Genomic DNA, 25,467 nt, shown 5'->3' with positions numbered 1-25,467 from the left:
GGGGAGCAAGGGGACGGCCGAGACATTACGCCTTGTTGTCGTCGACTTCCGAGAACTCGGCGTCGACCACGTCATCATCGGCCTTGGGAGCCTCGGCGGAGGGCGACGCGGCGGCCGCCTGCTCCTTCTCGTAGATCGCCTGGCCCAGCTTCATCGCAACCTGGGTCAGCGCGCCCGTCTTCTCGGTCATCGCGGCGGCATCGCCACCTTCGACCGCCGACTTGGCTTCGGCAATCGCCGCCTCGATCTCGGACTTCAGCGAGGCGTCGACCTTGTCGCCATGCTCGGCGAGCTGGCGCTCGGTCGAGTGGATCAGGCTTTCGGCGTTGTTCTTCGCCTCGGCCGCCTCACGGCGCTTCTTGTCGTCCTCGGCGAACTTCTCGGCATCACGCACCATCTGGTCGATGTCGTTGTCCGAGAGACCACCCGAAGCCTGGATCTTGATCTGCTGCTCCTTGCCGGTGCCCTTGTCCTTCGCGGAGACGTTGACGATGCCATTGGCGTCGATGTCGAACGTCACCTCGATCTGCGGCACGCCGCGCGGCGCCGGCGGGATGCCGACCAGGTCGAACTGGCCAAGCAGCTTGTTGTCCGCCGCCATCTCGCGCTCGCCCTGGAACACGCGGATCGTCACCGCCTGCTGATTGTCGTCGGCCGTCGAGTAGGTCTGCGACTTCTTGGTCGGGATCGTCGTGTTGCGATCGATCATGCGGGTGAACACGCCACCCAGCGTCTCGATGCCCAGCGACAGCGGCGTCACGTCGAGCAGCAGCACGTCCTTGACGTCGCCCTGCAGCACGCCCGCCTGGATCGCCGCACCCATCGCGACCACCTCGTCGGGGTTCACGCCGGTATGCGGTTCCTTGCCGAAGAAGCTCTTCACGACGTCGCGGACCTTGGGCATGCGGGTCATGCCACCGACGAGGACCACCTCGTCGATGTCGCCCGCCTTCACGCCGGCATCGGCCAGCGCCTTGCGGCAGGGCTCAAGGGTGCGCTGGATCAGGCCGTCGACCAGACGCTCCAGATCGGCGCGCGAGATCGACTTGACGAGATGCTTCGGGCCGGTGGCGTCGGCGGTGATGAACGGCAGGTTGACCTCGGTGTTCGCCGCCGAGCTCAGCTCGATCTTCGCCTTTTCGGCCGCTTCCTTCAGGCGCTGCAGCGCGAGACGATCCTTGGTGAGATCGATGCCCTCGGCCTTCTGGAAGTCCGCCGCCAGGAACTCGACGACCTTGGCGTCGAAATCCTCGCCGCCCAGGAAGGTGTCGCCGTTGGTCGACTTCACCTCGAACACGCCGTCGCCGATCTCGAGGATCGAGACGTCGAAGGTGCCGCCGCCAAGGTCATAGACCGCGATGGTCTTGTTGTTGTCCTTGTCGAGGCCATAGGCGAGCGCCGCCGCGGTCGGCTCGTTGATGATGCGCAGCACCTCGAGGCCGGCGATCTGGCCGGCATCCTTGGTGGCCTGGCGCTGGGCGTCGTTGAAATAGGCCGGAACCGTGATGACCGCCTGGGTCACCGTCTCGCCGAGATAGGCCTCGGCGGTTTCCTTCATCTTCTGAAGCGTGAAGGCGCTGATCTGCGACGGGGAATAATCCTTGCCGCCGGCCTGCACCCACGCATCGCCATTGCCGCCGCGCACGATGTGGTACGGCACCAGCTCGGTGTCCTTCTTGGTCACCGGATCGTCGAACCGGCGGCCGATCAGGCGCTTTACCGCGAAGATCGTGTTGTCGGGATTGGTGACCGCCTGGCGCTTGGCGGGCTGACCGATCAGCCGCTCGCCATCCTTGGCGAAGGCGACGATCGACGGCGTGGTACGCGCGCCTTCCGCATTTTCAACGACCTTCGGCTTGCCGCCTTCCATAACCGCGACGCAGCTGTTGGTCGTACCCAGATCGATCCCGATAACTTTACCCATGATAGTCCCTCATTGCCCCAAATGCCTGGCAGCCCCCGCGGCCCAGAAACGAGGCACCGCGGCGGTGTTTCGGAGGCGGATATAGGTGCGGTTCACAGGCCTGCAAGCCGCCTGCAACATTCTGGTGTTGCATCCGTTCCGGCGGAAAACCGTTCCCCACCGGCGGCCGCCTGCGATAGAATGGCTACGGTTGAAAAAAAGGATGCCTTCGATGCGCCGTCTCCTGCTGCCGCTCCTCGCCCTCGCCGCCCTGCCCGCGCTCTCGTCCTGCGAGAAGCGCGAGGTGACGGTGACCGATGGCTGGGTGCGCTTGTCGCCCAATCCGGATGCGCCCTCGGCGGCCTATTTTACCGTCAAGGGCGGATCGGACGCGACCCAGCTCAGCGCGGTGGCGTCCGACGTGGCGATCCGTTTCGAGATGCACGAAACCACGCGCGAGAACGGCATGATGCAGATGAAGCCGCTCGCCAGCGTCGAGATCCCGGCCAACAGCTCGGTGAAGTTCGAACCCGGCGGCAAGCATGTGATGATCTGGAACATCAACCCCGGCATCAAGCCCGGCCAGCGGATGGACATGGTGTTCACCTTCGCCAACGGCGCGCAGATCGAATATCCGATGGCGGTACGCGGCGCCGACGGGGCTGCGCCCGCCGCGGACGAACATGCCGGCAACCATAGTGGGTAAGGCATAGCGGGTGAGAAAAGGCGGCCGGCCGCTGACCGAGGGCGAACATGCCCTTGCCGCCTCGGTCTTCGGCGATGCGATCGCCTATGACCGGGTGGCGATCCACAACCGCAAATGGATGGTTTTCCAGCCGCGCCGCGTGGCGATGGCGCCCGATGGCCATATCTGGTTCCATCCGGACGGCGGCCTGTTCCGCGAGGATTTCGCCGCCGCGCCGCTGGGCGACCAAGGGCTGTTCATCCATGAGATGGTGCATGTCTGGCAGCATCAGCGCGGCATCCGGCTGCCGCTGCGCCGGCACCCCTTCTGCCGCTATGACTACAGCCTGAAGCCCGGCTGGCGTCTCGAGCGGTACGGGCTTGAGCAGCAGGCGGAAATCGTGCGCCACGTCTTCCTGCTGAGGAACGGCGCCCGCGTGGTGGGGGCGCCGCCGCTGGCGCAATATGAGGGCATCCTGCCGTTTCGCTCCAACGTGGTGAGCCTGCGCGGATGAACTCGCCCAACCGCATACAGGCGCTGCTCGACACGCTCGGCCTGCCATGGCGCGAAAGCATGGCGACACTGGCCGCACGCCATGGCGTGCAGCCCGACACTTGGTTGATGAGCCGCGTGCCGGTGGTGATGCTCGATCTGGAACCGCCGCCGCTGCCCGGTCTGCTGCGGCCACTGCTGTTCCATTTCGATCCGGACCATGATGGGTCGCTGCCGCCGGCCACCTTCATGGGCTATATCTGGGCGGGCAAGCGGGTGAGCCTGCTGCCGCGCGACTGGTCGCGCCAGTCGCTGGCACTCGCGCGGCAGGCGCTGGAACCCGCGCTGGGCGAGCCGCGGCCCTACGATACCAGCAACACCTATGGCTGGCGCTGGCAATTCGGCCCCTCGCAGATCGCGATCATCTGCTTCCCGCCGCCGCTGCAGCACTGGGGACCGACCGGTGATACCAACAGCGTCCACCAGACGGATGGCCGCACCAGGACCGCCTGCCACATCACCATCGAAACCGGCTATCGCGCGCCCTGCAGCGCGGAGGAGCGCGCGGCGGTGGCGGCATTCGTCCCCGCGCTGCCGCTGGGCGGCACTTATGATCCCGCCCTCGTCGCCACGCGCCGGATCAGCCAATATGCGCTGGACTATGTACGCGAACCCGCGCCCGGTTTCGAGCGTGCGGTGGGCCATCTCGGGCGCAGTGCCGATGGCAGGCTGCTGATCTTCGCGACGTCGGAATTGCGCATCATACCCGTGACGGATCTTCAGGCGATCGAGGTCGAGCGGTTGCAGCAGGCGCGCGGATCGGGTGGCGCCTTCGTTCGGCTGCGCTGCGCGCGCCCGGGCGCGAAGCCCAGGCGCATCGACCTGTTCGGCGACTATGGCATCGCGCCGGACGCGCTGAACGCCAGCGCCGAGCGCATCGCGGAATGGATTGGCATTCCATGCATCCTCCACGAATATCAGCCGGATTATTGAGCCGGCCGACGGCCGACCGACAGGAGCCTAGCGCCGATGCCCGCGACGATCGATCGTTTCCGTTCCTCCACCTGGGGCTGGCTGCGCGGCACCCTGGCCGGCTGGCTGACCTTGCTGCTCTGCCTCGTCGGCATCGGCCTGCTGATCGTCGCGTGGAAATGGCTCGCCAACCTCGCCACCATCTATGAGCTTACCGACGACCGGCTGATCCTGCACAAGGGCATCTTCGCCAAGAGCATCGACGAGATCGAACTCTATCGGGTGAAGGACATCCGCATCGATTTCACGCTGATCAACCAGTGGGCCGGCATTGGCACGATCAGCATCACCTCCAGCGACGAAACCACGCGCAACGGCCCGCTGGTGATCCGCGACGTGGAGGACGCCCGCGCCCGCCGCGAAAAACTGCGCCTGCTGGTCGACGCCGCGCGCCAGAAGCGCCGCGTACGCGAGATCGACATAGGGCATGACGATTTGTAGCGCCACGAGCGGTAGATCCACCCCGTTCGCCCTGAGTAGCCATTGAGCCTGTCGAAATGCGTATCGAAGGGCCACTCGCCTCAGTCGTCGAGCCCTTCAAGGAAACGCCCCCGCGAGCATCCCGCATTATAGAAAATCCTCAGCCCGGCTGAACGACGCCATCTCATGCCAATCATGTATTTCGGGGACACAATACAAAACTACCTACTTGAAGATCCTGTGCACGGCTCTGCATGAGTTTCGTATTATGTCCCCGAAATTCATGCCGCTGGCATGGGAAACTATTGCTCCCACGCGCCGTCGCTGACATTGTCCGCTCTCTTCGACGTATTCATCGAGATCATCTGACGCTGGTTGCGACCCAGTCGGCGGGCAGTTTGTGCCACGGTTGGTCTGGAAATCGCGCTGCGATCTCCTCTTTGATGCGCCGTTCCCTGCGAATCGGTCCACCGACATGCCATTCGGCCCGCTCCTCGCCGAAGTCCGCAGTCAATCGCTGCGGAAGATGATGTTCGGCATCCCAAACCGCCATCAGCTCCATGTCCTGGATTACCGGATCATCGACACGGGTATCCCACGTCGAGCCGTCACCGACCCATACCGATACGGTAAGTGTGCCAACCGGCCATTGGACAGATGGGCGCGGCTTGATGAGTCCGTCGACCACGGGAAAGCGTCCCAGCTTCTTCCAATGGCCAGAACGCAGGGCACGGGTGATCGAGGGATATGCGACTGTAATGACCGACATTACCGGCGCGGCGAGCACAATATCGACGTGCGCTGGTTCCCGATCGCGGCGCTGAAAAAAACCTACGTTCTTCTCGGGCGTTGCCTGTCCGTAATAGACCCAGCCGTTTTCACCAATGACGGCATAGAGAGTGCCAGGTTTCAGGTCCGCACGAGCGGTGGGCTGTTCTCCAAACATTCGCTGACGCTGTGCCGCAGGGCCATCGCCGTCAACGTCGAAATCGCAACAACAACGGCTGAACCCCGTCATTCGAGAATCTGAGAAATTTCGGGGACACGATACGAAACTCCCCCCGGGCGCTCGCGCAAGGCGTTGCATGAGTTTCGCATTATATTCCCCAGACTAATGAGGATTTTTAAAGCGGGGCGTGTGGACGGGGAGGGTCGCTGACGCCGAATTGCGGACGTCGCCGCGCATGCTAGATTGCAGTGTGCAGCAAACGAAAATCAAATCATTTTTGCTCATTGGAGCGCTAGTAATAGGGCTAATCACAGCCTTAACTTGGCAGGGCATCATACTTGCACTTGCAACGACCTCGAATGAAACACGGCCTAGCCTGCTCGCCGATGCACAGTGGGATGATCCACAATCTGCAGTTAGATTTCGCAAACGATTTAGCGCTGGATCGCCGGAGACCGTCTTGTTAGCTTGGCTGCGAGACAACGGCTTCACGATAGAACGAGATAATCGGAGAGCCAGCCGCACTATTAAGGCGTGGCCCTGCAGTGAGACAGTCGAGGTGAAGTGGCGTGTAACATCTAGCGGAGCGCTTAACAGCGCCCGAGCGACCTTAAGAGAGGCTGGCTGCCTCTAGGAAGCATCGACCGCTTTCCACGAGAAGTCGCCATTAGCCCCAACCCGGCTGGACGACGCCGACCTCATGCCCGTCAGGATCCTTGAACTGAAACCGCCGGCCGCCGGGAAAAGCGAAGATCGGGCGCGTCACGGTGCCGCCGGCCGTTTCGACCGCGCCCAGTGCCGCTTCCAGATCCTCCACCTCGACCACTGGCAGCGCCGCCGAGGTCTTCTCGCTGCCGTCCGCCTGCAGCCCGACATCGGTGTCGCCTGACATCGTCGCCGCATAGGTCGGCCCAAACTCGACGAAATCGAAGCCGAACGCGGCTTCGTAGAAGCGTTTCGCCGCGCCGATATCGGCGGTCGGCAGTTCGAGATAGTTCAGCCGGGCCATCTGCACCTCCTTCAATGTTCTTGATACGTTCTCATCCTTCGGCCATGATTTGTCAATGGATCCGAAGCTCCGACCCGCTCGCGGCGCGACCAGCAATCACACGCCCACGCGCTTCAAGCTGCCCGAGCGCTTGGCGGAGGGCGACTGGCTGGATGCGCGCGAGGAGATAGACGGCGCGCCGCCGCCGCTGCGCACGACTGTGACGGTCGAGGAACCGCGCACGATCATCACGCGCAACCAATCGCCCGACATCAAGTTCGATCGTTCGATCAACGCCTATCGCGGCTGCGAGCATGGCTGCATCTATTGCTTCGCGCGGCCCACGCACGCCTATCATGACCTCTCCCCCGGCATTGATTTCGAATCGAAGCTCTTCGCCAAGCCCAACGCCGCCGAGCTGCTGCGCGCCGAACTGGGCAAGCGCGGCTATGTGGCGGCGCCGATCGCGATGGGCACCAACACCGATCCCTACCAGCCGATCGAGCGCGACTGGCGGATCACGCGGGCCTGCATCGCGGTGCTGGCCGAAACCGGCCACCCGCTGCTGATCACCACCAAGTCGGACCGGATCCTGCGCGATCTCGACCTGCTGGCACCGATGGCGGCGCGGCAACTGGTCGCGGTGATGCTGTCGGTGACGACGCTCGATCCGAAGATCGCGATGACCCTGGAGCCGCGCGCGACCCGGCCGGCCAAGCGCATCGCGGCGATCCGGGCGCTTGCCGAAGCGGGGGTACCCGTCACCGTCTCACTGTCCCCCGTGGTGCCCGCGATCACAGACCATGAGATGGAGCATATCCTGGAAGCCGCGGCGGAAGCGGGCGCCCGCCACGCCTCCTACATCCTCGTCCGCCTGCCGCACGAGGTGGCGCCCTTGTTTCGCGGCTGGCTCGACGCGCATTTCCCCGATCGCGCCGCCAAGGTGATGGGCATCATCCAGGCGATGCGCGGCGGGCGGGACAATGATCCGGCGTTCCACAGCCGGATGCGCGCGCAAGGTCCATGGGCCGAGTTGCTGCGCACGCGGTTCGGGATCGCGTGCAAGCGCTATGGCCTCAACCAGCGCGTGTGGACGCCGCTCAGGACGGACCTCTTCCGGGCGCCGGCGGGTCGCCAAGGCGAGTTGTTTTGAAGGGTGCGCGCGCGTCCGCCGCGTCCTCGACTGCGCTCGGGACGAACGGAGGTAGCTGATATTCCCCGTTCATCCCGAGCGCGGTCGAGGGACGAGACACACGAAGACTCCCACCAATTGAAACGCACCTTTACATATCGGGATCGCGCGCCCTATCGCTCACCCCAAGCGCAAAGGGAGAGCGATATGCGACTGACCAAGGCAATCCGGCTGATGCTGGCAGTGACGACGCTTGCCGCCTCCCCCGCCCTCGCCGCGGACGGCTGGACCGATCCCACCACCGGCCGCCGTATCGTCCGCATCGACGACACGCCCGGCAATTACGCGCTCTATTTCAATTACAACCCGTTCACGCCCCAGGGCGACCAGATGATCTATCTGACGCCGGAGGGCATCCGCGCGGTCGACCTCAAGACGTGGGAAACGCGGCTGGTGCTCAAGCAGCGCGTCGATCGGCTGCTGTTCATGGGGCCGCGCACGCGCACCGCCTATTACACGGTGCGGGATACGGCGGTGGACGATGGCGGCCCGTTCCAAGTGTGGGCGGTCGATGTCGACAGCGGCAAAACGCGCAAGGTCGCCGACCTGCCGGGCGGGCGGATCGAGGCGATCAATGCAGACGAGACCTTGCTCGCCGGCGAACGCGAACTGGCGCCGCCGCCCGAGGAGATCGCCCGTCAGGGGCGCCGCGATCCGAAGACGGGCTCACCCGGCTATGCCGGCATCGGGCCGGACGGCAAGCCGCTCTCCTTCGCCGCCGCCAAGGCCAAGTGGATGGCGGACCGGCTTGCCGCGCGGGTGCCGATGGAGATGTACACCGTCTCGATCGCCAAGGGCGAGAAGCGCACGATCCACCGCGCGACCGACTGGCTCAACCATGTCCAATTCTCCCCCACCGACCCGAATCTGCTGATGTTCTGCCATGAGGGGCCGTGGGACCAGGTCGACCGCATCTGGACCATCCGCACCGATGGCTCGGCGCTGAAGAAGGTGCATGAGCGGACGATGGCGGGCGAGATCGCCGGCCATGAATTCTGGAGCAGCGACGGCAAGACGATCTGGTACGATCTCCAGACCCCGCAGGGCCGCGTCTTCTGGCTGGCGGGCTATGACGTGCTGAGCGGCGCCCGCACGCGCTACGAACTGCGCGACGACCAGCGTTCCTATCATTTCAGCCAGTCGCCGGACCGCACGATGTTCTCCGGCGACGGCAGCGATGCCGGCAAGTGGATCAGCGTGCTGAAGCCGCAGCCGACCGCCGCCCCGCGCGATGGCCTGATCGCGCCCGGCCGGCTGGAAACGGTGCGCCTCGCGACATTGGCGCTGCAGGATTATACGCTTGAGCCCAACCAGCATTTCACGCCGAACGGGAAATGGATCATATTCCGGGGGAATATGGAAGGGAAGCCGGCGATCTATGCGGTTGAGGTGAAGTAATCATCCCTCGCCCTTGGGGGGAGCGATCATCAGTTGGCGGGTCGGATCGCCCCCCTAGCGATCCTAAATCATGCCGGAGGCATGATTTACCCGACAACTGATGACCGCTGGGTACGCAGACTTGGGTCCGCCTTTTGGCGGGCCCTAGTCGGAGTTGGGAGCAGGGAGCGGCGCTCTCGCGCCGCGCGCTCGCTGCGCGAGCGCAACCTCTCATCCAACTTCGCCTAATTCGCTTCGCTCATAAGGCTTCGTATCCTTCTCCCCCGAGGGGCGAAGGTTTAATCATACGCGATTCCTACGCCGCCCCTCCCGCCGGCGTCTCGAATTCAAACCCGCCCCAGCCCTACTTCGGTACCTGCACAGACTCGCAGGAGTACCGAACATGCAGGACCTTCTCTGGATCCTGATCACGCTGGGGCTGGTGGCGGCGACCCTCGCCTACGCCCGGCTTTGCGACAACGCCTGACGGAAGGCTCCGCCCATGACCATCGAACTCTGGCTGGCCGCGATCACCGCGGTCGGCCTGCTCCTTTATCTGGTCGCCGCGCTCGTGCGGCCCGAACGTTTCTGACGGGAGACGATCCATGACCCCGCAGGGATGGACCCTGATCCTCGTCTTCGTCGCCCTCCTGATCGCGCTCGCCAAGCCGATGGGTTTGTGGCTGCATGCGCTGTACGAAGGGCGGCGCACGCCGCTGCATGTCGTGCTCGGGCCGGTCGAGGCCGGCTTCTACAAGCTCGCCGGGATCGATCCCGCGGCCGAACAGAGCTGGCGGCGCTACGCCGTCCACATGCTGATCTTCAACGTCGCGCTGCTGCTGCTGACCTATGCGGTGCTGCGGCTGCAGGGCGTGCTGCCGGGCAATCCGCTCAGGCTTCCCGGCGTGGCGGAGCATCTCGCGTTCAACACCGCGGTCAGCTTCACCACCAACACCAACTGGCAGAGCTATGGCGGCGAATCGACGATGTCGAACCTGTCGCAGATGCTGGGCCTCACCATCCACAACTTCCTGTCCGCCGCGACCGGCATCGCGCTCGCCTTCGCCTTCTTCCGCGGCTTCGCGCGGCGCAGCGCGACGACGATCGGCAATTTCTGGGCGGATTGCACACGCGTGACGCTCTACCTGCTGCTGCCGATCTGCATCGTCTACGCGATCTTCCTGATCGCCAGCGGCGTGCCGCAGACCTTTGCCGGCTCGGTCGACGTGACCACGCTGGAAGGCGCGAGGCAGACATTGGCGCTGGGCCCGGTCGCCAGCCAGGAAGCGATCAAGATGCTCGGCACCAATGGTGGCGGCTTCTTCAACGCCAATTCCGCGCATCCGTTCGAGAACCCGACCGCGCTGACCAATTTCGTGCAGATGCTGTCGATCTTCATCATCGGCTTCGGTCTGACCTGGACCTTCGGCAAGACGGTGGGCAATCCGCGCCAGGGCTGGGCGATCCTCGCCGCGATGGTCACGATCTTCCTGATCGGCGTCACCGTCACCTATTCGCAGGAAGCCGCGGGCAACCCGATCCTCCACCAGCTCGGCGTCGCCGGCGCAAATATGGAGGGGAAGGAGGTGCGCTTCGGCGTCGCCGCATCCGCACTCTTCTCGGTCGTCACCACCGCGGCGTCGTGCGGCGCGGTCAATGCGATGCATGACAGCTTCACGGCACTGGGCGGCATGATCCCGCTGCTCAACATCCAGCTCGGCGAAGTCGTCGTCGGCGGCGTCGGTGCCGGCATCTACGGTTTCCTGCTGTTCGCCATCCTTGCGGTGTTCGTCGCGGGCCTGATGGTCGGCCGCACGCCCGAATATGTCGGCAAGAAGATCGAGGGGCGCGAGGTGAAGCTGGCGGTGCTGGCGATCGCCGTGCTGCCTTTGATCATCCTCGGCTTCACCGCGATCGCTTCGGTGACCGATGCCGGCCTCGCCGGACCGCTCAACAAGGGGCCGCACGGCTTCTCGGAGATCCTCTACGCCTTCACCTCGGGCGTCGGCAACAACGGCTCCGCCTTTGCCGGCCTCACCGCCAACACGCCCTTCTACAACGGGCTGCTGGGGGTCGCGATGTGGATCGGCCGCTTCTTCATCATCGTGCCGATGCTGGCGATTGCCGGCAGCCTGGCGGCCAAGAAATACACGCCGGAAACCGCGGGGTCGTTCCCGACCACCGGTCCGCTGTGGACCGGCCTGCTGATCGGCATCGTGCTGATCGTCGGCGGCCTCACCTTCCTGCCCAGCCTCGCCCTCGGTCCGATCGCCGATCATTTCGCGATGATCAACGGCCAGACCTTCTGACCAGAAAGAGCACCCACATGGCTCGGTCCAACCAGAAATCCCTGTTCACCGCAGAGCTGATCGTGCCCGCGATCGGCGATGCCTTCCGCAAACTCGATCCGCGGCAGCTTGTCCGCAATCCGGTGATGTTCACCACCGCGGTGGTGGCGGCGCTGCTCACCATCCTGCTCGTCGTCGGGCAGGACACGCTCGGAATCGGCTTCAAGCTCCAGCTCGTCATCTGGCTGTGGCTGACCGTGCTGTTCGGCACCTTCGCCGAGGCGCTCGCCGAGGGCCGCGGCAAGGCGCAGGCCGCCTCGCTGCGCGCCACCAAGGCCGAACTCGTCGCCAAGCGCCTGAAGGGCGACGGCCGCGCGTGGGACGAGGTAGCCGCCTCCACGCTCAAGGTCGGCGACATCGTGCTCGTCGAAACCAACGACCTGATCCCGTCGGACGGTGAGGTCGTCTCGGGTGTCGCCTCGGTCAACGAGGCGGCGATCACCGGCGAGAGCGCGCCGGTGATCCGCGAGGCGGGCGGCGACCGCTCGGCCGTCACCGCCGGCACCCGCGTGATCTCCGACGAGATCCGCGTGCGGGTGACGGTGGAGCCCGGCCAGGGCTTCCTCGATCGCATGATCGCGCTGGTCGAAGGCGCCGAACGCCAGAAGACCCCCAACGAGATCGCGCTCACCATCCTGCTCGTCGGCCTCACGATCATCTTCCTGATCGCGGTCGGCACGATCCCGGGCTTCGCAACCTATGCCGGCGGCGAGGTGCCGATCGCGATCCTCGCGGCGCTGCTGATCACCCTCATCCCGACGACGATCGCGGCGCTGCTCTCCGCGATCGGCATCGCCGGCATGGACCGCCTCGTCCGCTTCAACGTGCTCGCCAAGTCGGGCCGCGCGGTCGAGGCGGCGGGGGATGTCGACGTGCTGCTGCTCGACAAGACCGGCACGATCACCATCGGCGATCGCCAGGCCAGCGAATTCCGCACCGTCGGCGGCGCCTCCGAGCGCGATCTTGCCGACGCCGCGCTGCTCGCCAGCCTTGCCGACGAGACGCCCGAAGGCCGCTCGATCGTCCTGCTTGCCCGCGAGACGCTGGGGCTGACCACCGCGAGCCTGCCCGCCGATGCCGAAGTGGTGCCGTTCACCGCGCAGACCCGCATTTCGGGCGTCAATATCGGCCGGACGGTGATCCAGAAGGGCGCGGTCGACTCGATCCTCAAGGCCAATCCGGGCGCCGGCGCCACCGCCGCCGCCACCGAGCTGCGCCGCATCACCGACGAGATCGCGCGCGCCGGCGGCACCCCGCTGGCGGTCGCGAAGGATGGCGTGCTGCTCGGCGCGATCTTCCTGAAGGATGTGGTGAAGGCCGGCATCCGCGAACGCTTCGGCGAACTGCGCCAGATGGGCATCCGCACGGTGATGATCACCGGCGACAACCCGCTGACCGCGGCCTCGATCGCGGCGGAAGCGGGCGTCGACGATTTCCTCGCGCAGGCCACGCCGGAGGACAAGCTGGCGCTGATCCGCAAGGAACAGTCCGGCGGCCGGCTGGTCGCGATGTGCGGGGATGGCACCAACGACGCCCCCGCGCTCGCCCAGGCTGATGTCGGCGTGGCGATGAACACCGGCACCCAGGCGGCGCGCGAAGCCGGCAACATGGTCGATCTCGACAGCGATCCGACCAAGCTCATCGAGGTTGTCGGCCTCGGCAAGCAGTTGCTGATGACGCGCGGTGCGCTGACCACCTTCTCGGTCGCCAACGATGTCGCCAAATATTTCGCGATCATCCCGGCGATGTTCATCGCGCTCTATCCGTCGCTCGGCGTGCTGAACGTCATGGGGCTGGGCACGCCGCAATCGGCGATCCTTTCCGCCATCATCTTCAACGCGCTGATCATCCCGCTGCTGGTGCCGCTGGCGCTGAAGGGCGTGAAGTATCGCCCGGTCGGTGCCGGTCCGCTGCTGGCGCGCAACCTCGCCATCTACGGCCTCGGCGGCCTGCTTGCGCCGTTCGTCGGGATCAAGCTGATCGACCTTGCCGTCAACGGCCTCGGCCTGGCCTGAGGAGCCCCTGTCATGACCAAAGACCTCCTGTCCGCCTTTCGCCCCGCCATCGTGCTCACCCTGTTGTTCGCGCTGCTGCTCGGCATCCTCTATCCGCTGGCGATCACCGGCATCGGCCAGGCGATCTTCCCCTGGCAGGCCAACGGCAGCCTGGTGGTGGCGGGTAGCAAGCCGGTTGGTTCTGCGATCGTCGGCCAGACCTTCACCAGCCCGGGCTATTTCTGGTCGCGCCCGTCCGCCGCGGGCGATGGCTATAACGGCCTCTCCTCCTCCGGCTCCAACCTCGGGCCGACCTCGGCCGCGCTGGTCGAGCGGGTGAAGGGCGATCTCGCTGCCCGCGCCGATGGCGCAAAACAGGTGCCGGCGGATCTGGTAACCGCCTCCGGCTCCGGCCTCGATCCGGATATCAGCCCGGCGGCGGCACTCCGGCAGGTGCCGCGGGTCGCCGCGGCGCGCGGGCTCAATCCGGCCGCGGTACGCGCGCTGGTCGAGCGCTCGGTGCAGACGCCGGTGCCCGCCTTCCTCGGCGATCCCACCGTCAACGTCCTCGCGCTCAACCGCGCGCTCGACGCGATGACGCCCGCCCGGTAATATTCGCCATATGAAGCGTCGGACGCACCGGGCCCCGAGCCCATGACCTCGCCACCCGACCGTCCGGACCCAGAGGCCTTCCTGCGCCAGGCCGCGCAGGAAGGCCGCGGCCGTCTCAAGCTGTTTCTCGGCGCCGCCCCCGGCGTCGGCAAGACCTTCGAGATGCTCTCCGAGGGCCGCCAGCGCCGCGAATCGGGCGTCGACGTCGTTATCGGCGTCGTCGAGACCCACGGCCGGCGCGAAACCGAGGCGCTGGTCGCCGGCTATGAGGTGATCCCCCGCATCGCCGTCGACCATCGCGGCCACAGCCTCGGCGAGATGCATATCGACGCGATCCTCGCGCGCCGCCCGCAGCTCGTCCTCGTCGACGAACTCGCCCACACCAATGCCCCCGGCAGCCGCCACCCCAAGCGCTACCAGGATGTCGAGGAACTGCTCGACGCCGGGATCGACGTCTATTCGACCGTCAACATCCAGCATGTCGAAAGCCTCAACGACGTCGTCGCCTCCTTCACCCGCGTCCGCGTGCGTGAAACGGTGCCCGATGCGATGCTGGAGGCCGCCGAGATCGAGGTGGTCGACATTCCGCCCGACGAGCTGATCGAGCGGCTGAAGGAGGGCAAGGTCTATGTGCCCGAGGAAGCCAGCCGCGCGCTCGGCCATTTCTTCTCCAAATCCAACCTCACCGCGCTGCGCGAACTGGCGCTGCGCCGCGCCGCGCAGGCGGTGGACGCGCAGATGCTCGACTATGTCCGCCAGCACGCGCTGGCCGGCAGCTTCGCGGTGGGCGAGCGGATCATCGTTGCCATCAGCGAGCATCCCAGCGGCGCCGGGCTGGTGCGCGCGGGCAAGCGGCTGGCGGATGCGCTGAAGGCGCCCTGGACGGTCGTCCATATCGAGACCCAGCGCAGCCAGACCCTCTCCGATCCCGAGCGCCAGCGGCTGGCCGATGCGATGGCGCTCGCCTCCCGCCTCGGCGCTGCCACCGCGAGCATCCCCGCCGAGCGCGTCGTCGACGGCCTGCGGGATTTCGCCGCACAGGCGCGCGCCACCCAGATCGTCATCGGCAAGTCGTCGCGCAGCTGGCTGTTCGAGCTGCGCCACGGGTCGGTCGTCGACCAGCTCGTCCGCGGCATCGAGGGCGTCGCCATCCACGTGCTGCCGGGGGACGGCGACGTCCGCCCGGAGCCCGCCGGCACCAAGCCGCCGCGCCGCCACCGCGACGATCTCTCATCCTATCTGTGGACGCTGGCGGCGGTCGCGCTGTGCACAGGCATCGCCCGCGGGCTCGTCGAGCTGATCGACCTCGGCAATGTCGGCATGATGTTCCTGGTGCCGGTGATGTTCGCCGCCGCCAGCTTCGGCCTGCGCGCCGGGCTGTTCGCCGGCGTCGCCGCCTCGCTCGCCTACAATTTCTTCTTCCTGCCGCCCACCGGCACGCTGACGGTCAACAATCCGGAAAACATCATCAGCATCTTCGTGCTGCTCGGCGTGGCGCTGGTCACCAGCCAGTTCGCCGCGCGGGTGCGCACCCAGGCGGACCTCGCCCAGTCGAGCGCGCGGCAGAACGCCGCGCTTGCCGGCTTCTCCCGCCTGCTGACCGGCGCCGCCGACCAGGAAGCGCTGATGCAGGCGATCTGCGCGGAGGTCGCCCGGCTGTTCGACGTGCGGACCGTGCTGCTGCTCCCCTCCGCCACCGGGCCACAGTTGCGCGCCGCCTATCCGCCCGAGGACCGGCTCGACCAGATCGAGCTCGCCGCCGCGCAATGGGCGATCGACAATGAGCAGCCCGCCGGCCGCGGCTCCTCCACCCTCACCGCCTCCGACTGGCTGTTCCACCCGCTGGCGACCACGCGCGGCGTGCTCGGCGTGCTCGGCCTAGCCCGCGAGGATGCCGGCGAGCCGCTGCGGTCTGACCAGACGCCGCTGCTGATGAGCCTGCTCGACCAGGCGGCGATCGCGTTCGACCGGATGGCGCTGGAAGGCGAGATGCAGGATGCCCGCCAGCTGCGCGAGCGCGACCGGCTGCGCTCCGCGCTGCTTTCCTCCGTCAGCCACGATCTGCGCACGCCGCTGACCTCGATCCTCTCCGCCGTCCAGCAGATGCGCACCGATCCGCGCCCCGATCTGGTCGAGACCGTCGAGGACGAGGCGCAGCGCCTCAACCGCTTCGTCGCCAACCTGCTCGACATGGCGCGGGTGGAGGCCGGCGCGCTGCCGCTGCGCATCGAGGCGACCGACCTGACCGACGCCGTTGCCTCCGCCGTGCATGACACCCGCCGCGCGCTGGCCGGCCACGAGATCCGGCTGGAGATCGCGCCGGACATGCCGCTGGTGCGGATCGACCCGCAGCTCTTCCACCACTGCCTCATCAACCTGCTCGACAATGCCGGCCGCTATGCCGATCCGGATACGCCCGTGACGATCGCCGCGCGCCGCGATGCGCAGGGCATCGCATTGTCGATCATCGACGAGGGGCCGGGCATCCCGCCGGGCAAGGAAGCCAAATTGTTCGAGACCTTCACCCGGCTGGAGGGATCGGATCGCGCCAAGGGCGGCACCGGCCTCGGCCTCGCCATCGTCAAGGGCTTCGCCGAGGCGATGGGGCTGCGGGTGAGCGCGCGCAATGTCGAGACGCCCCCCGGCGCCTGCTTCACCATCACCATTCCCGAGGCCGCGGTGATCTCCGCGCTCGAAGACCAGGACCTGCCATGACCACCCGCCACCATGTGCTGATCGTCGATGACGAACCCCACATCCGCAAGCTGATGACCACCGCCCTCGCCCGCGCCGACTATGCGACCAGCGAGGCGGCGAGCGGCCGGGAAGCGCTCGCCCGGCTGCGCGCCGACCGGCCGGACATCGTGCTGCTCGACCTCGGGCTGCCCGACCGCGACGGGCTGGAAATCGTGCCGCTGGTGAAGGCGCAGTCCGACGCGACCTTGATCATCGTCTCCGCGCGCGATGCCACCGACGAGAAGGTCGCGGCGCTCGATCTCGGCGCGGACGATTATCTGACCAAGCCCTTCGACACCGAGGAACTGCTCGCCCGCGTCCGCGTCGCGCTGCGCAACCGGATGACGCGGGATGGCGGCGCGCTGGCGGTGAAGGCCGGCGACGTGGAGATCGACCTGATCCGCCGCCGGGTGCTGCGCGCCGGCGCCGAGGTGCATCTGACGCCCAAGGAATATGCCGTGCTTGAACAGCTCGCCCGCTTCCCCGGCCGCGTCATCACCCACAGCCAGATCATGACCCATGTCTGGCCGCGCGAGGTGGAACATCATGTCGAATATCTGCGCGTGCTGGTGAAGACGCTGCGGCAGAAGCTGGAAGCCGATCCGCAGCGCCCGCTGATCATCGTCAACGAACTGGGCATCGGTTACCGGCTGAAGGCGGAATGACACGCGCCGGCGCCCCGCCCCGCGCTCATGCGCCGCTGCACGTCACGCCATAGCCCGAAACCTCCGGCATCTCGGCATCGCCGACCGTGGTGACCGACAGCGCGCCCGCGCCGCCGCGATAGGCGAAGCCGCAAAAGCCGAAGCCGGTGCCCGAACAATCGTCCACCTCGATCACGCCGTGGCGGATGAGGTCGGCGGCGCGCGGGTCGGTCGGCACCATCTCGGCGCGCACCGGCGTCCACCCTGCCCTCGCCAGCGCCGCGCGTGCCTTGTCGATCGGCATGCCATAGATGTTGGGCACCATGCCCTTCCCCCGGCACACTTTTTCCTCGGGCGCCGGCGCGGTCACCATCGCCCCGCCATCCGCGCCCGCCGCAAGGTCCGCCACCGGCTGCGACAGGAAATCGCCGTTCCAGATGCGCAGCGCGCCGCCTTCCATTGGCTCGACATGGCCGACCGCTGCGGTGCTGCCGTCGGCACCGTGGACGATCGCGCGCAGCGCCGTGCCCTCGAACAGCGCGACATTGCCCGCATCCAGCAGGCAGGATCCGCTGGTGCCCTGCTCCATCCGGCCGACGAAGCTCACCGCCTGATAGCGGCCGACCGGCGCCTCGCCGGTGACCTTCCAGCCCTTGTTCGCGACCATCCAGCCGGCGGCGCTGCGCGGCGTCTGCAACAGATGGCTGCAATCGCCCTCGCCCGCATCCGCCGGCGCCCGCGGCAGCACCGCCAGCGGCGCGATGCGCACGGCGGCGACGCTGGAGGTGAAGGCCGCCGCCCCGCCGCCGCCGCCCTGCACCGCGTTGCCGCCACCCGCGGTACGATTGCCCTTCGCCGCGACGCCGCCGGCAACGGCGCCGCCCAACAGCAGCAAGGCGATGGCGGACAGGCTTGGCTTCAACATACAAACGCTCCTCGAACGACCCATGTGGCCGCCCCCATGTCATTGATTCCCCGTTGGAAACGTGATCGGGATCACGATCCGGCGGCGATCGCGACGAGTTGAGCGCGCGCACCACCGGATGCACCGCCCCACCCCCGCCGATTTGCTCCGATCCGGAGGAGATCGCGCTGGTGCCCCCGGGAGATCCGGAACATCTCAGGAACGCAGTTCAGGAGGCAAGGATGACGGGTTTGGAAAAAGGCGGAGCGTTCGCGCTGGCATGTGCCCTGATGGTTTCGATCGCCGGCTGCGCCGCGGCACCCGCAAGGCCGGCCGGCGCGCCCTTCCCGCCGGATGTCGAGTCGGATGCCGAGCTTCTCGTCAAGGACACGCCGGCGCTTGTCGCCCCGCCGCTTTGGCCGGACGAGGCAGCGGCCGGTTACAGGCGCCGCATCCGCCTGCTGCTGCTCGGCACCATCGGTCCGGAGCGGCTATCGATCGAGTTCGCGGAACGGACATCGGGCCGGATCGAGGGGCATGTCGTCCGCGCCCGTCGATCGAGAGGGAAAGGCAGGATGCCATGGCGCATCATCATCGATGAACGGTTCGAGGTCAGCCGGCGGGAAATGGCGCAACTGGACGCGTTGATCGCAAAATCGAACCTGTGGGAATTCCATCCCGAGTTCTGGACCAGCGAGGATATCTGCGTGGACGGCGAGATCATGGTCCTCGAACGGCGCACGCCCGCGGCATACAGCTATTCCGAGGGCAACACCTATTGCACGACGCCCGACAAGGTGGATGCCGTGTGGCTCAAGATGATCGAGATCGCCGGCGGGGATCGTCTGCTGGGCCGGTAGCAGGCCGGCGCGAGGCTGAGATGCGACGGCCAGAGCGACGCCGCCATCGCGTTGATGAAAGGGCATCGACCTGCGGCGGGGCGTTGCGCATGATGGCGCGATGCATCGACGGGAGGGCCGCGGCATGACCATCAAGGCGATCGAGGGCGCGGCCATCCTGGCGGCCCTCGTTTTCATCCCCGCGGCCATGCCGCTGGCGGCGCAGGCGCAGACCAATGCCGTCGCCCATCGTTGGGAGAGCTATGCCAACGCCCGCTATGGCTATGCGATCTGCTACCCCGCCGACCTGCTCGTCCCCCAGCCGGAGGCCGACAATGGCGACGGCCGCGTGTTCGAGGGCAAGGCCGGTGCCAGTCTGCGCGTCTTCGGCCACTACAACGCCGCCGAACAGACGATGGCCGAGGCGATGGCCGGCGACGCCTTGGGCCTCGCCCATGACGGCGCCGTGATCAGCTACCGCGCCAGCCGGCCCGGCTGGTATGTGCTGTCGGGCAGGATCGGCGACACCATCGTCTACCGCCGCACCATCGCCGCCGGCGACCGCCGCATGACCTTCGTGCTGCGCTACCCCGCCAGCCAGGCGGCGCTGTGGAACCCGATCACCGCCCGCCTCGGCCGCTGCTTCGCGGCGGGATAAAGCGGTAAGCCTTATAAAAAACCCGTTCGCCCTGAGGAGCGGCTGAGCCCCTCGTCTTCGCTCGGGATCAACTTGCCCTACGGGCAAGTCGAAGACGCGTATCGAAGGGCCCAGCTCGGAGCAGTCCTTCGATACGGGCCCCTTCAACGCCGCCTGCGGCGTCGCTCAGGACAGGCTTCGCCAGGCTCAGTCCCTACTCAGGACGAACGGTTCGGACCAATCGCTCGCTGCTCCAGCCCTCACGCGCGCAACCTCCTCCGATACGGAGCGGATTGCGATGGCGTCGCTCGATGCCGACCGGCAAATACCTGTGCAGGTTGAGAATATCGGGCAGAGGACGAAGCGTGGCACGGGCGATCGAGCGTTTTGCAGGCGGACACCGCAAGCCGCGCCGCATCCGGAGGGAACTGGCCGCGATCCTGCTGCCGCTCTGGCTCGCCGGATGCGCAACGCTGTCCCCGCCCCTGCTGGGCGGCCGCGCATCGCGCGATTACGAACGGACCCTGTCCGACTTCGGCGAACCCACGATCTGGCGAAAGGCCGACGGCAAAGGCTTCAAGCGCCGGCTGCGCTTCATCATCATGCCCCAGCTTCTGAAAACCAGGCTCTCCATCCGGATCGAAGAGCCGATCAAGGGCAAGCCTTATGGCGAACTCGTCGTGCTTCGCCGGATGGGAGAGAGCCACTTTTACTGGTCACTCGACGAGCGCCGCCGGTTCCGGATCAGCCCCGATGATCTCGAGGAACTGAACGACCTGATGGTCGCGTCCGAACTCTGGACCTACGAACGGCAGACATGGCGCGATCCTGCGGATGAGGATGACTATATGTGCATCCACGGCGTGGACCTTCTCTTCGAACGCCGCCTCGACAACACATACTATACGGCAAGCGGCAACGGCTCCTGCGAAGTCCCTGGCGAAGTCCGCGCCGTGCTCTACAAGGCCATGGAGATGGCGGGCGGGCCGGAGTTCCATTTCTAGGCGATTCGCTTCGTTCGGCCTCGAAGCTTGATCTCACATTCATTCGCTTTAGCCAGACATCACCCCCAACACCGTCACCCCGGCCTTCGAGCCGGAGTCCCGCTTCTTCTGCGGCGTCAGGAGGCGCCGGTGTGTGCGAAGCAGCGGTTCTAGCAGCATGATCGGATCGTGTGGAACTCCGGGACGTAGAAGCGGGATTCCAGTTCAAAGGCTGGGACGACCATAAGGAGCGTGTCCGAAAGTGGGAACGAAGCGGCCGTTCCAGAGCGATAGCTGGAACGGCAGCTCTCGCCAGGAACGGACGTTCAGCGGTTGGGGGACCGGCGCCGCAAGTTGGCAGAAATTGGCCGTCAGCAGTCAGTCCGCTTACAGCTTCGAACGTGGCCAAATCAGGCCTTAAACGACCGACCCATTTCAGTGCAAGCCTAGGTAAGTCTCCCAAATATTTGCGGACGCGGAAAGCATTCGTGTCTACGCTGTGTGATGAGGAACCATTCACGCCTAGGCCGGCACGTGATGGAGAAGTCGGCCGGGCTCAGAGGAGGTGGCGCGTGGCGATTGATATCGCAGACCTGACCTTGGACGAAGTCGTTCGGCATCTGATTGCCGGTGATGCCTTGCAGGTCTCTGGCGGTGTCGAGTTCTCGCTGCCACTGCCGGACAGCCGAACTGTACTCGCCTTCTATAATCAAAATCGCCAAGCCTATTGGAACCCGGACAAAGACACCAACATCCTGGACGGGGAGATTGATCGGCTGATCGAGTCGCTCGACAAACCGGTCGTCGCAACCTCGCCCTCGGTGCGGCCGTCCGCTTCGCACAAACGCTGGCGGTTGGTCGGTGTTACCGCCCATCGATTTCGCGGACTTCATCGCCATTGCGACGAGGCCGGCGGCGATCCGATCGCGTTCACATTGGATTTTTCGCGTGACGCGACACTGTTTCGGGGTTTCAATGGCGCAGGGAAAACATCGCTAATCAGCGCGATCTGCTGGTGCCTGACCGGATATGGACATCGATCCCAAGGGCTTCCCTCTCCCTTGCATATGCCGATCAATATTCAGGTCGCTGGCGACGACGATACTAGCACCAATGCCGGTTTTGAATTGCCGCCTATCGTGCCGATCCCGACCGAAATGGAACTACTCGGGGTCGATGGGCAACCGAAGGTCGACACATGGGTTCGCCTCAAGTTTCGATCGCTTGTTGATGGCAGCGAGGTGGAGGTTGAACGTCGTCTCGAACGGGACGGCAAGAAAAACTACAAGGCAAGCGCAAGTGGCTTGGACAGGCTTGGCCTGTCAGACCTTGCGCTGCAGGTCGGCACATTGATGCCTGGGATCGCAGCGGCGACCCGCTTCGATGACAAAACAACGCTCTCCCAGGCGGTCTCGACACTGACAGGTTTACGCCCTCTCGCTCATTTTGGCGCGCGAAGCGTGCGTCTGCACGAGCGTTTGACGAACAAATATCCAAAGCTTGCCAGCGAAGAGAAAGAGGCCTGCGAAACCAGCGCTTTCAGACAGCTTCAGACGCTCCAAGATCTTCTAACGGATGGTGAGGGCCTTCCGGATCTTGGTTGCGTGGTGTTGCCGAAGGAAACGACGCCGGACGCTTGGACGGACGGTCTGACCGGCGCAGAGACACATCTCAAAGTGGCCGAGGATCAAGCCGCGGCCGATGCGCGGTCGATCTTGGGAACGCTCCCGCCGCTGACCAGCGAAGCCGACATCAAGCGTTTCGAAGCAGCGATCAAAGCGGCCGAAAATTGCTTCAGCAATGCGGCGCTCAAGGGCCTGCCGTCGATGCAGCTCGCCCAAACGCTCGGCGAGCTGAGCGAGACGGACCTCACCGATGCGGAAGCGATATTGGATGATATCGAACGCGAGGCATCGACGTTGGTTGCGCAATTGGCCAATGCCGGACGCGCCGCCCGCCTCCGCCTCTATGGCTTGGTAGCGCAATGGCACGAAGCATCGCACCCCGGTCACGCCTTCACCGCCTGCCCCGTTTGCGAACGCGATCTAACCCCGCCCGGCGCAGTCCCCACGGACGCCTTGTTGGATAAATCGGTGGCGCAAGCCCTGGAGGATGCGCGCTACTCGGACAAGGCAATGCTGAAGACTGCGGCAGAATGGGAACGAGACACCAAGCATAGCTTGCGCGACCAGATTCCGGAGAAGCTGCGCAGGTTCATAGACGAAGCCGTGCCCGACGATCTCGCGTCAGTCTACGAATCGGCGCTGGCTCGCGAAGTGTTCCAATTGCCCGAATTCCCACATTTGCTGAAACCGATGGCGACTGCTGTCGATGGGCTCTGCAAGGCGGCCTGGAGCAAGGCCCCCATCCGCGAGCCGCTACCAGGCGTGACGCTGCCGGAAGAGATTCCCGACAACGAAAGACTGCGTGCCGCTATCCGCGGTGTGCGAAGGGCGATAGCGCTGTCCCGTTATCGTGCCGCGCATGCTGAATTTGCACGTGCCGCGGTTCTCACGGTGATTCGCACCGATGACGACGAGGCAGCGATCGTCGCAAATGAGCGTACCATCCAAGGCCAGCTAGTGGTGTTGCGAAGTCACTTGGAGGTCGCGACTATGTTCGCCGGCATCCGGCGACAGCTGGCGCAGATCAAGGATAGCTGCGAACGTTGGGCCAAGGCCCGTACAAGGATTGAGAAACTCGCTCGCGCGGCGAAAGCTGTCGAGCCGTTCAAAGAATTTCCCGGCCTCGTCCACAATCAAGTCGCAGGCTTGATCACGGATTTGCAGGAAAAAGCGACCGAATGGTCGCGGCGCATGTACCGGGCTCACTTCCTCCAAGCGCCGGAATATGCAGGTCTCGATTCCGCCAAGAGCGACGGGTTCACGTTCCTAGCGGCGCAGGGAAAACATCTGGTCGAAGCGCATCATGTAATGAATGCTTCAGCACTGCGCGCCTTCCTGTCGGCGTTTGTGCTGGCCCTTTGGCAACAGGTATGGGCGCGTTCGGGCGGCATTTCCGCCTTTCTCATGGATGACCCACAGGATCTGCTCGATCCGGGAAATGTCGCGAACCTCGCGGCGACAGTGCCGCTGCTGATTGCCGAAGGCTTGAATCCGATCATCGTCAGCAACGATTTCGGCTTTATCCCAACTATCGAGTCATTCGTCGCTGCCAACTCGCCATCAAGTGGCGCGCGGACCGAAACCTGGGAATTCTCTGCCATCTCCACTTCGAAATGCACCGTGAGCCTGGCGCCGGTGGCAGATGAGGTCCGCGTACGGTGCGAAGAGTGGCAAAAGACCGATCCCAACGACACGAACCTTGCGCGGGCATTCGTACATCCCGTTCGCGTTCGAATCGAGATCAAGCTGTGGGATCTCCTCGCTTCCGATCCGGCAGTCCTGCATGACCCAACGATGGGCGACCTGCTTGGCAAGATAGCCAACGCCCGAAACCGTGGTGAGCGTCCCTTCAACGAAGAACCGTTCCGGCGCCTGCTCGACCTGCCGGCACTGAAGGCGGGGGCACCGTTTCGCGACGTCATCAACAAGGCGCATCACGGACGCGCCGATCAACTCACCCCTATCGAGGCCGAGACCGTTCGGCAGGGCTATGAGGAGGTATTCTCTGCTATCGATGCCTGCTGGCTCGCGTATGCGCGGTTCATGGGGCGCCTCCCGCCCGAGCAGGCGGTGGCGGAGGCGCAAAGGGCGGCCCCCAGCCTCAAACTGGTGGCGCTTCCGAGTACGCCAATCTGTGTCGTAGGTCGTTTGGCAGCCCGCGCGTCCGGGGCTCCGTTGACAACGATCGAAGACGCGACTGATCGTCTGGACCTCGCCTCGCTGGGTGATGTGTCGCTCTTCACCTTGCGCGCGCCGACCATGGGATTGGTCGCCTTCCCAGGTCAAACTCTCATCGTGTCCGCGACCGCTGAGGTACGCAATGGCGACCTCGCAATCGTGCGCACTCCAGGAAGGACCTACGCGCGTCGTATCGGTATTGATAGAGCGGACCTATCGCGGATTTCGCTTGAGACCATGCCGTCGACCAATCCTCGAGTGCCGCAGTCGCATTTTGTCCAGCGTAGCAGCGCGCATCTCAACAAGGTAATAGGTGTCCTGTTCGACGAAACCGCCGCGCCGAAATCACAAGATGAAGCGGTCGAGACAGACCACTCACCGGTCTTCGAACAGGTTGTTGCGGCGGCCGAGGTCGTCGGCGACAGCGCTTTTCCCGTCGCGCTCGATCGCGGCCATGTGCTGCTCGGCGCCGCTTCTGACTTAGCCCTTCTCGATGGACGCATTCTCGCGGTCGTGACGCGTGCCGATGAGTTTTCGAGCGAGCACTTCGCCTACCTAAAGCGGCTTGGTAAGCCGATGCCCGGATCGCAAAGCGTTTATTATCTCGAAAATGTCGGCCAGACAGGTGAAGGTGAGTTCGTTCAATTCCCCATACAGGGGGTCGCGCCGGCCGCTGGGGTCCCGATCGTCAATCAGTCGTGGAAGGTCTTAGGGACGCTTTTCTAGCGCACCGACGATCACGCCAAGGGTCCAACGCTCGCGTTTAGCACAGCGCTGCTGGGTAGCGGACGCCTAGCTCAGCCACAACGAATGGCCGCTTTTAGCAATCTTGTGCTCCCTGCGGAACGGCGGCAATTGGGGCCTTGCTGCCGGGGTGGCTTCACGCTGGGCGAATAGCATGTTGTGTCAGAAGCTGCCGTTTAGAACCC

Annotated in this window: 20 protein-coding genes; 16 read left to right on the top strand and 4 right to left on the bottom strand. The window is 65.3% G+C overall.

Features of this window, described 5'->3' with window-relative positions:
• Nucleotides 1-25: 25 nt before the first annotated feature.
• A complete protein-coding gene (gene dnaK / locus FHS96_RS02320) occupies nucleotides 26-1,924 on the bottom strand; it encodes a molecular chaperone DnaK (RefSeq protein ID WP_429587694.1) in 1,899 nt (632 codons plus the stop codon).
• A 211-nt stretch (nucleotides 1,925-2,135) separates the two neighbouring features.
• On the opposite strand from dnaK, the gene FHS96_RS02315 reads away from it, so the two are divergent.
• From FHS96_RS02315 to FHS96_RS02300, 4 genes are read left to right on the top strand one after another with little or no spacing between them, the layout of a single operon-like run.
• Complete coding sequence (locus tag FHS96_RS02315; protein WP_429587692.1) at nucleotides 2,136-2,609, top strand: copper chaperone PCu(A)C; 474 nt, start codon at nucleotides 2,136-2,138, stop codon at nucleotides 2,607-2,609.
• A 10-nt stretch (nucleotides 2,610-2,619) separates the two neighbouring features.
• The gene (locus FHS96_RS02310; protein WP_429587691.1) at nucleotides 2,620-3,102 is read left to right on the top strand and encodes a vgr related protein; all 483 of its coding nucleotides are present in this window, start codon (nucleotides 2,620-2,622) and stop codon (nucleotides 3,100-3,102) included.
• Nucleotides 3,099-4,073, top strand: a complete 975-nt coding sequence (locus FHS96_RS02305; protein WP_429587690.1) for a hypothetical protein — start codon at nucleotides 3,099-3,101, stop codon at nucleotides 4,071-4,073. Before FHS96_RS02310 ends, FHS96_RS02305 begins: the two co-directional genes overlap by 4 nt.
• Nucleotides 4,074-4,109: 36 nt before the next feature.
• The gene (locus FHS96_RS02300) at nucleotides 4,110-4,553 is read left to right on the top strand and encodes a PH domain-containing protein (RefSeq protein WP_429587689.1); all 444 of its coding nucleotides are present in this window, start codon (nucleotides 4,110-4,112) and stop codon (nucleotides 4,551-4,553) included.
• A gap of 340 nt (nucleotides 4,554-4,893) precedes the next feature.
• Here FHS96_RS02300 and FHS96_RS02295 read toward each other — a convergent pair whose 3' ends face one another.
• Nucleotides 4,894-5,550: a hypothetical protein gene (locus FHS96_RS02295; protein ID WP_429587688.1), complete on the bottom strand. Its 657-nt coding sequence runs from the start codon at nucleotides 5,548-5,550 to the stop codon at nucleotides 4,894-4,896.
• A gap of 598 nt (nucleotides 5,551-6,148) precedes the next feature.
• Nucleotides 6,149-6,490, bottom strand: a complete 342-nt coding sequence (locus FHS96_RS02290) for a VOC family protein (RefSeq protein ID WP_429587687.1) — start codon at nucleotides 6,488-6,490, stop codon at nucleotides 6,149-6,151.
• Between the two features lie 55 nt (nucleotides 6,491-6,545).
• Here FHS96_RS02290 and FHS96_RS02285 point away from each other — a divergent pair, with 55 nt between their 5' ends.
• The 8 genes from FHS96_RS02285 (at nucleotide 6,546) to FHS96_RS02250 (ending at nucleotide 17,393) form a co-directional block, all read left to right on the top strand.
• Complete coding sequence (locus FHS96_RS02285) at nucleotides 6,546-7,622, top strand: PA0069 family radical SAM protein (protein WP_429587686.1); 1,077 nt, start codon at nucleotides 6,546-6,548, stop codon at nucleotides 7,620-7,622.
• A 186-nt stretch (nucleotides 7,623-7,808) separates the two neighbouring features.
• Nucleotides 7,809-9,059, top strand: a complete 1,251-nt coding sequence (locus tag FHS96_RS02280) for an oligogalacturonate lyase family protein (protein WP_429587685.1) — start codon at nucleotides 7,809-7,811, stop codon at nucleotides 9,057-9,059.
• A gap of 481 nt (nucleotides 9,060-9,540) precedes the next feature.
• A complete protein-coding gene (gene kdpF / locus FHS96_RS02275; RefSeq protein WP_429587684.1) occupies nucleotides 9,541-9,630 on the top strand; it encodes a K(+)-transporting ATPase subunit F in 90 nt (29 codons plus the stop codon).
• A 13-nt stretch (nucleotides 9,631-9,643) separates the two neighbouring features.
• The gene (gene kdpA, locus FHS96_RS02270) at nucleotides 9,644-11,347 is read left to right on the top strand and encodes a potassium-transporting ATPase subunit KdpA (RefSeq protein WP_429587683.1); all 1,704 of its coding nucleotides are present in this window, start codon (nucleotides 9,644-9,646) and stop codon (nucleotides 11,345-11,347) included.
• A 17-nt stretch (nucleotides 11,348-11,364) separates the two neighbouring features.
• Nucleotides 11,365-13,401: a potassium-transporting ATPase subunit KdpB gene (gene kdpB / locus FHS96_RS02265; protein ID WP_429587682.1), complete on the top strand. Its 2,037-nt coding sequence runs from the start codon at nucleotides 11,365-11,367 to the stop codon at nucleotides 13,399-13,401.
• 12 nt (nucleotides 13,402-13,413) lie between these two features.
• On the top strand, nucleotides 13,414-13,992 hold the full coding sequence (kdpC, locus tag FHS96_RS02260) for a potassium-transporting ATPase subunit KdpC (protein ID WP_429587681.1): 579 nt from the start codon (nucleotides 13,414-13,416) through the stop codon (nucleotides 13,990-13,992).
• Nucleotides 13,993-14,034: 42 nt separating this feature from the next.
• Complete coding sequence (locus FHS96_RS02255; RefSeq protein WP_429587680.1) at nucleotides 14,035-16,707, top strand: DUF4118 domain-containing protein; 2,673 nt, start codon at nucleotides 14,035-14,037, stop codon at nucleotides 16,705-16,707.
• Nucleotides 16,704-17,393 (top strand): response regulator transcription factor, encoded by a 690-nt coding sequence (locus FHS96_RS02250; RefSeq protein WP_429587679.1) that lies wholly within the window; start codon nucleotides 16,704-16,706, stop codon nucleotides 17,391-17,393. Before FHS96_RS02255 ends, FHS96_RS02250 begins: the two co-directional genes overlap by 4 nt.
• Before the next feature lie 25 nt (nucleotides 17,394-17,418).
• Here the strand turns inward: FHS96_RS02250 and FHS96_RS02245 are convergent, their stop codons facing one another.
• Nucleotides 17,419-18,297: a PASTA domain-containing protein gene (locus FHS96_RS02245; protein WP_429587678.1), complete on the bottom strand. Its 879-nt coding sequence runs from the start codon at nucleotides 18,295-18,297 to the stop codon at nucleotides 17,419-17,421.
• A 221-nt stretch (nucleotides 18,298-18,518) separates the two neighbouring features.
• Here FHS96_RS02245 and FHS96_RS02240 point away from each other — a divergent pair, with 221 nt between their 5' ends.
• The 4 genes from FHS96_RS02240 (at nucleotide 18,519) to FHS96_RS02225 (ending at nucleotide 25,264) form a co-directional block, all read left to right on the top strand.
• Entirely contained in the window at nucleotides 18,519-19,136 is a 618-nt protein-coding gene (locus tag FHS96_RS02240; RefSeq protein WP_429587677.1) for a hypothetical protein, read from the top strand.
• 124 nt (nucleotides 19,137-19,260) lie between these two features.
• The gene (locus FHS96_RS02235) at nucleotides 19,261-19,773 is read left to right on the top strand and encodes a hypothetical protein (protein ID WP_429587676.1); all 513 of its coding nucleotides are present in this window, start codon (nucleotides 19,261-19,263) and stop codon (nucleotides 19,771-19,773) included.
• Between the two features lie 290 nt (nucleotides 19,774-20,063).
• Nucleotides 20,064-20,756: a hypothetical protein gene (locus FHS96_RS02230; RefSeq protein ID WP_429587675.1), complete on the top strand. Its 693-nt coding sequence runs from the start codon at nucleotides 20,064-20,066 to the stop codon at nucleotides 20,754-20,756.
• Nucleotides 20,757-21,307: 551 nt separating this feature from the next.
• A complete protein-coding gene (locus tag FHS96_RS02225) occupies nucleotides 21,308-25,264 on the top strand; it encodes an AAA family ATPase (protein WP_429587674.1) in 3,957 nt (1,318 codons plus the stop codon).
• Nucleotides 25,265-25,467 lie beyond the last annotated feature (203 nt).

This window comes from Sphingomonas zeicaulis, from assembly GCF_050433225.1.
Lineage (GTDB): Bacteria > Pseudomonadota > Alphaproteobacteria > Sphingomonadales > Sphingomonadaceae > Sphingomonas_D > Sphingomonas_D zeicaulis.
This window is presented reverse-complemented; position numbering and strand designations above follow the sequence as displayed.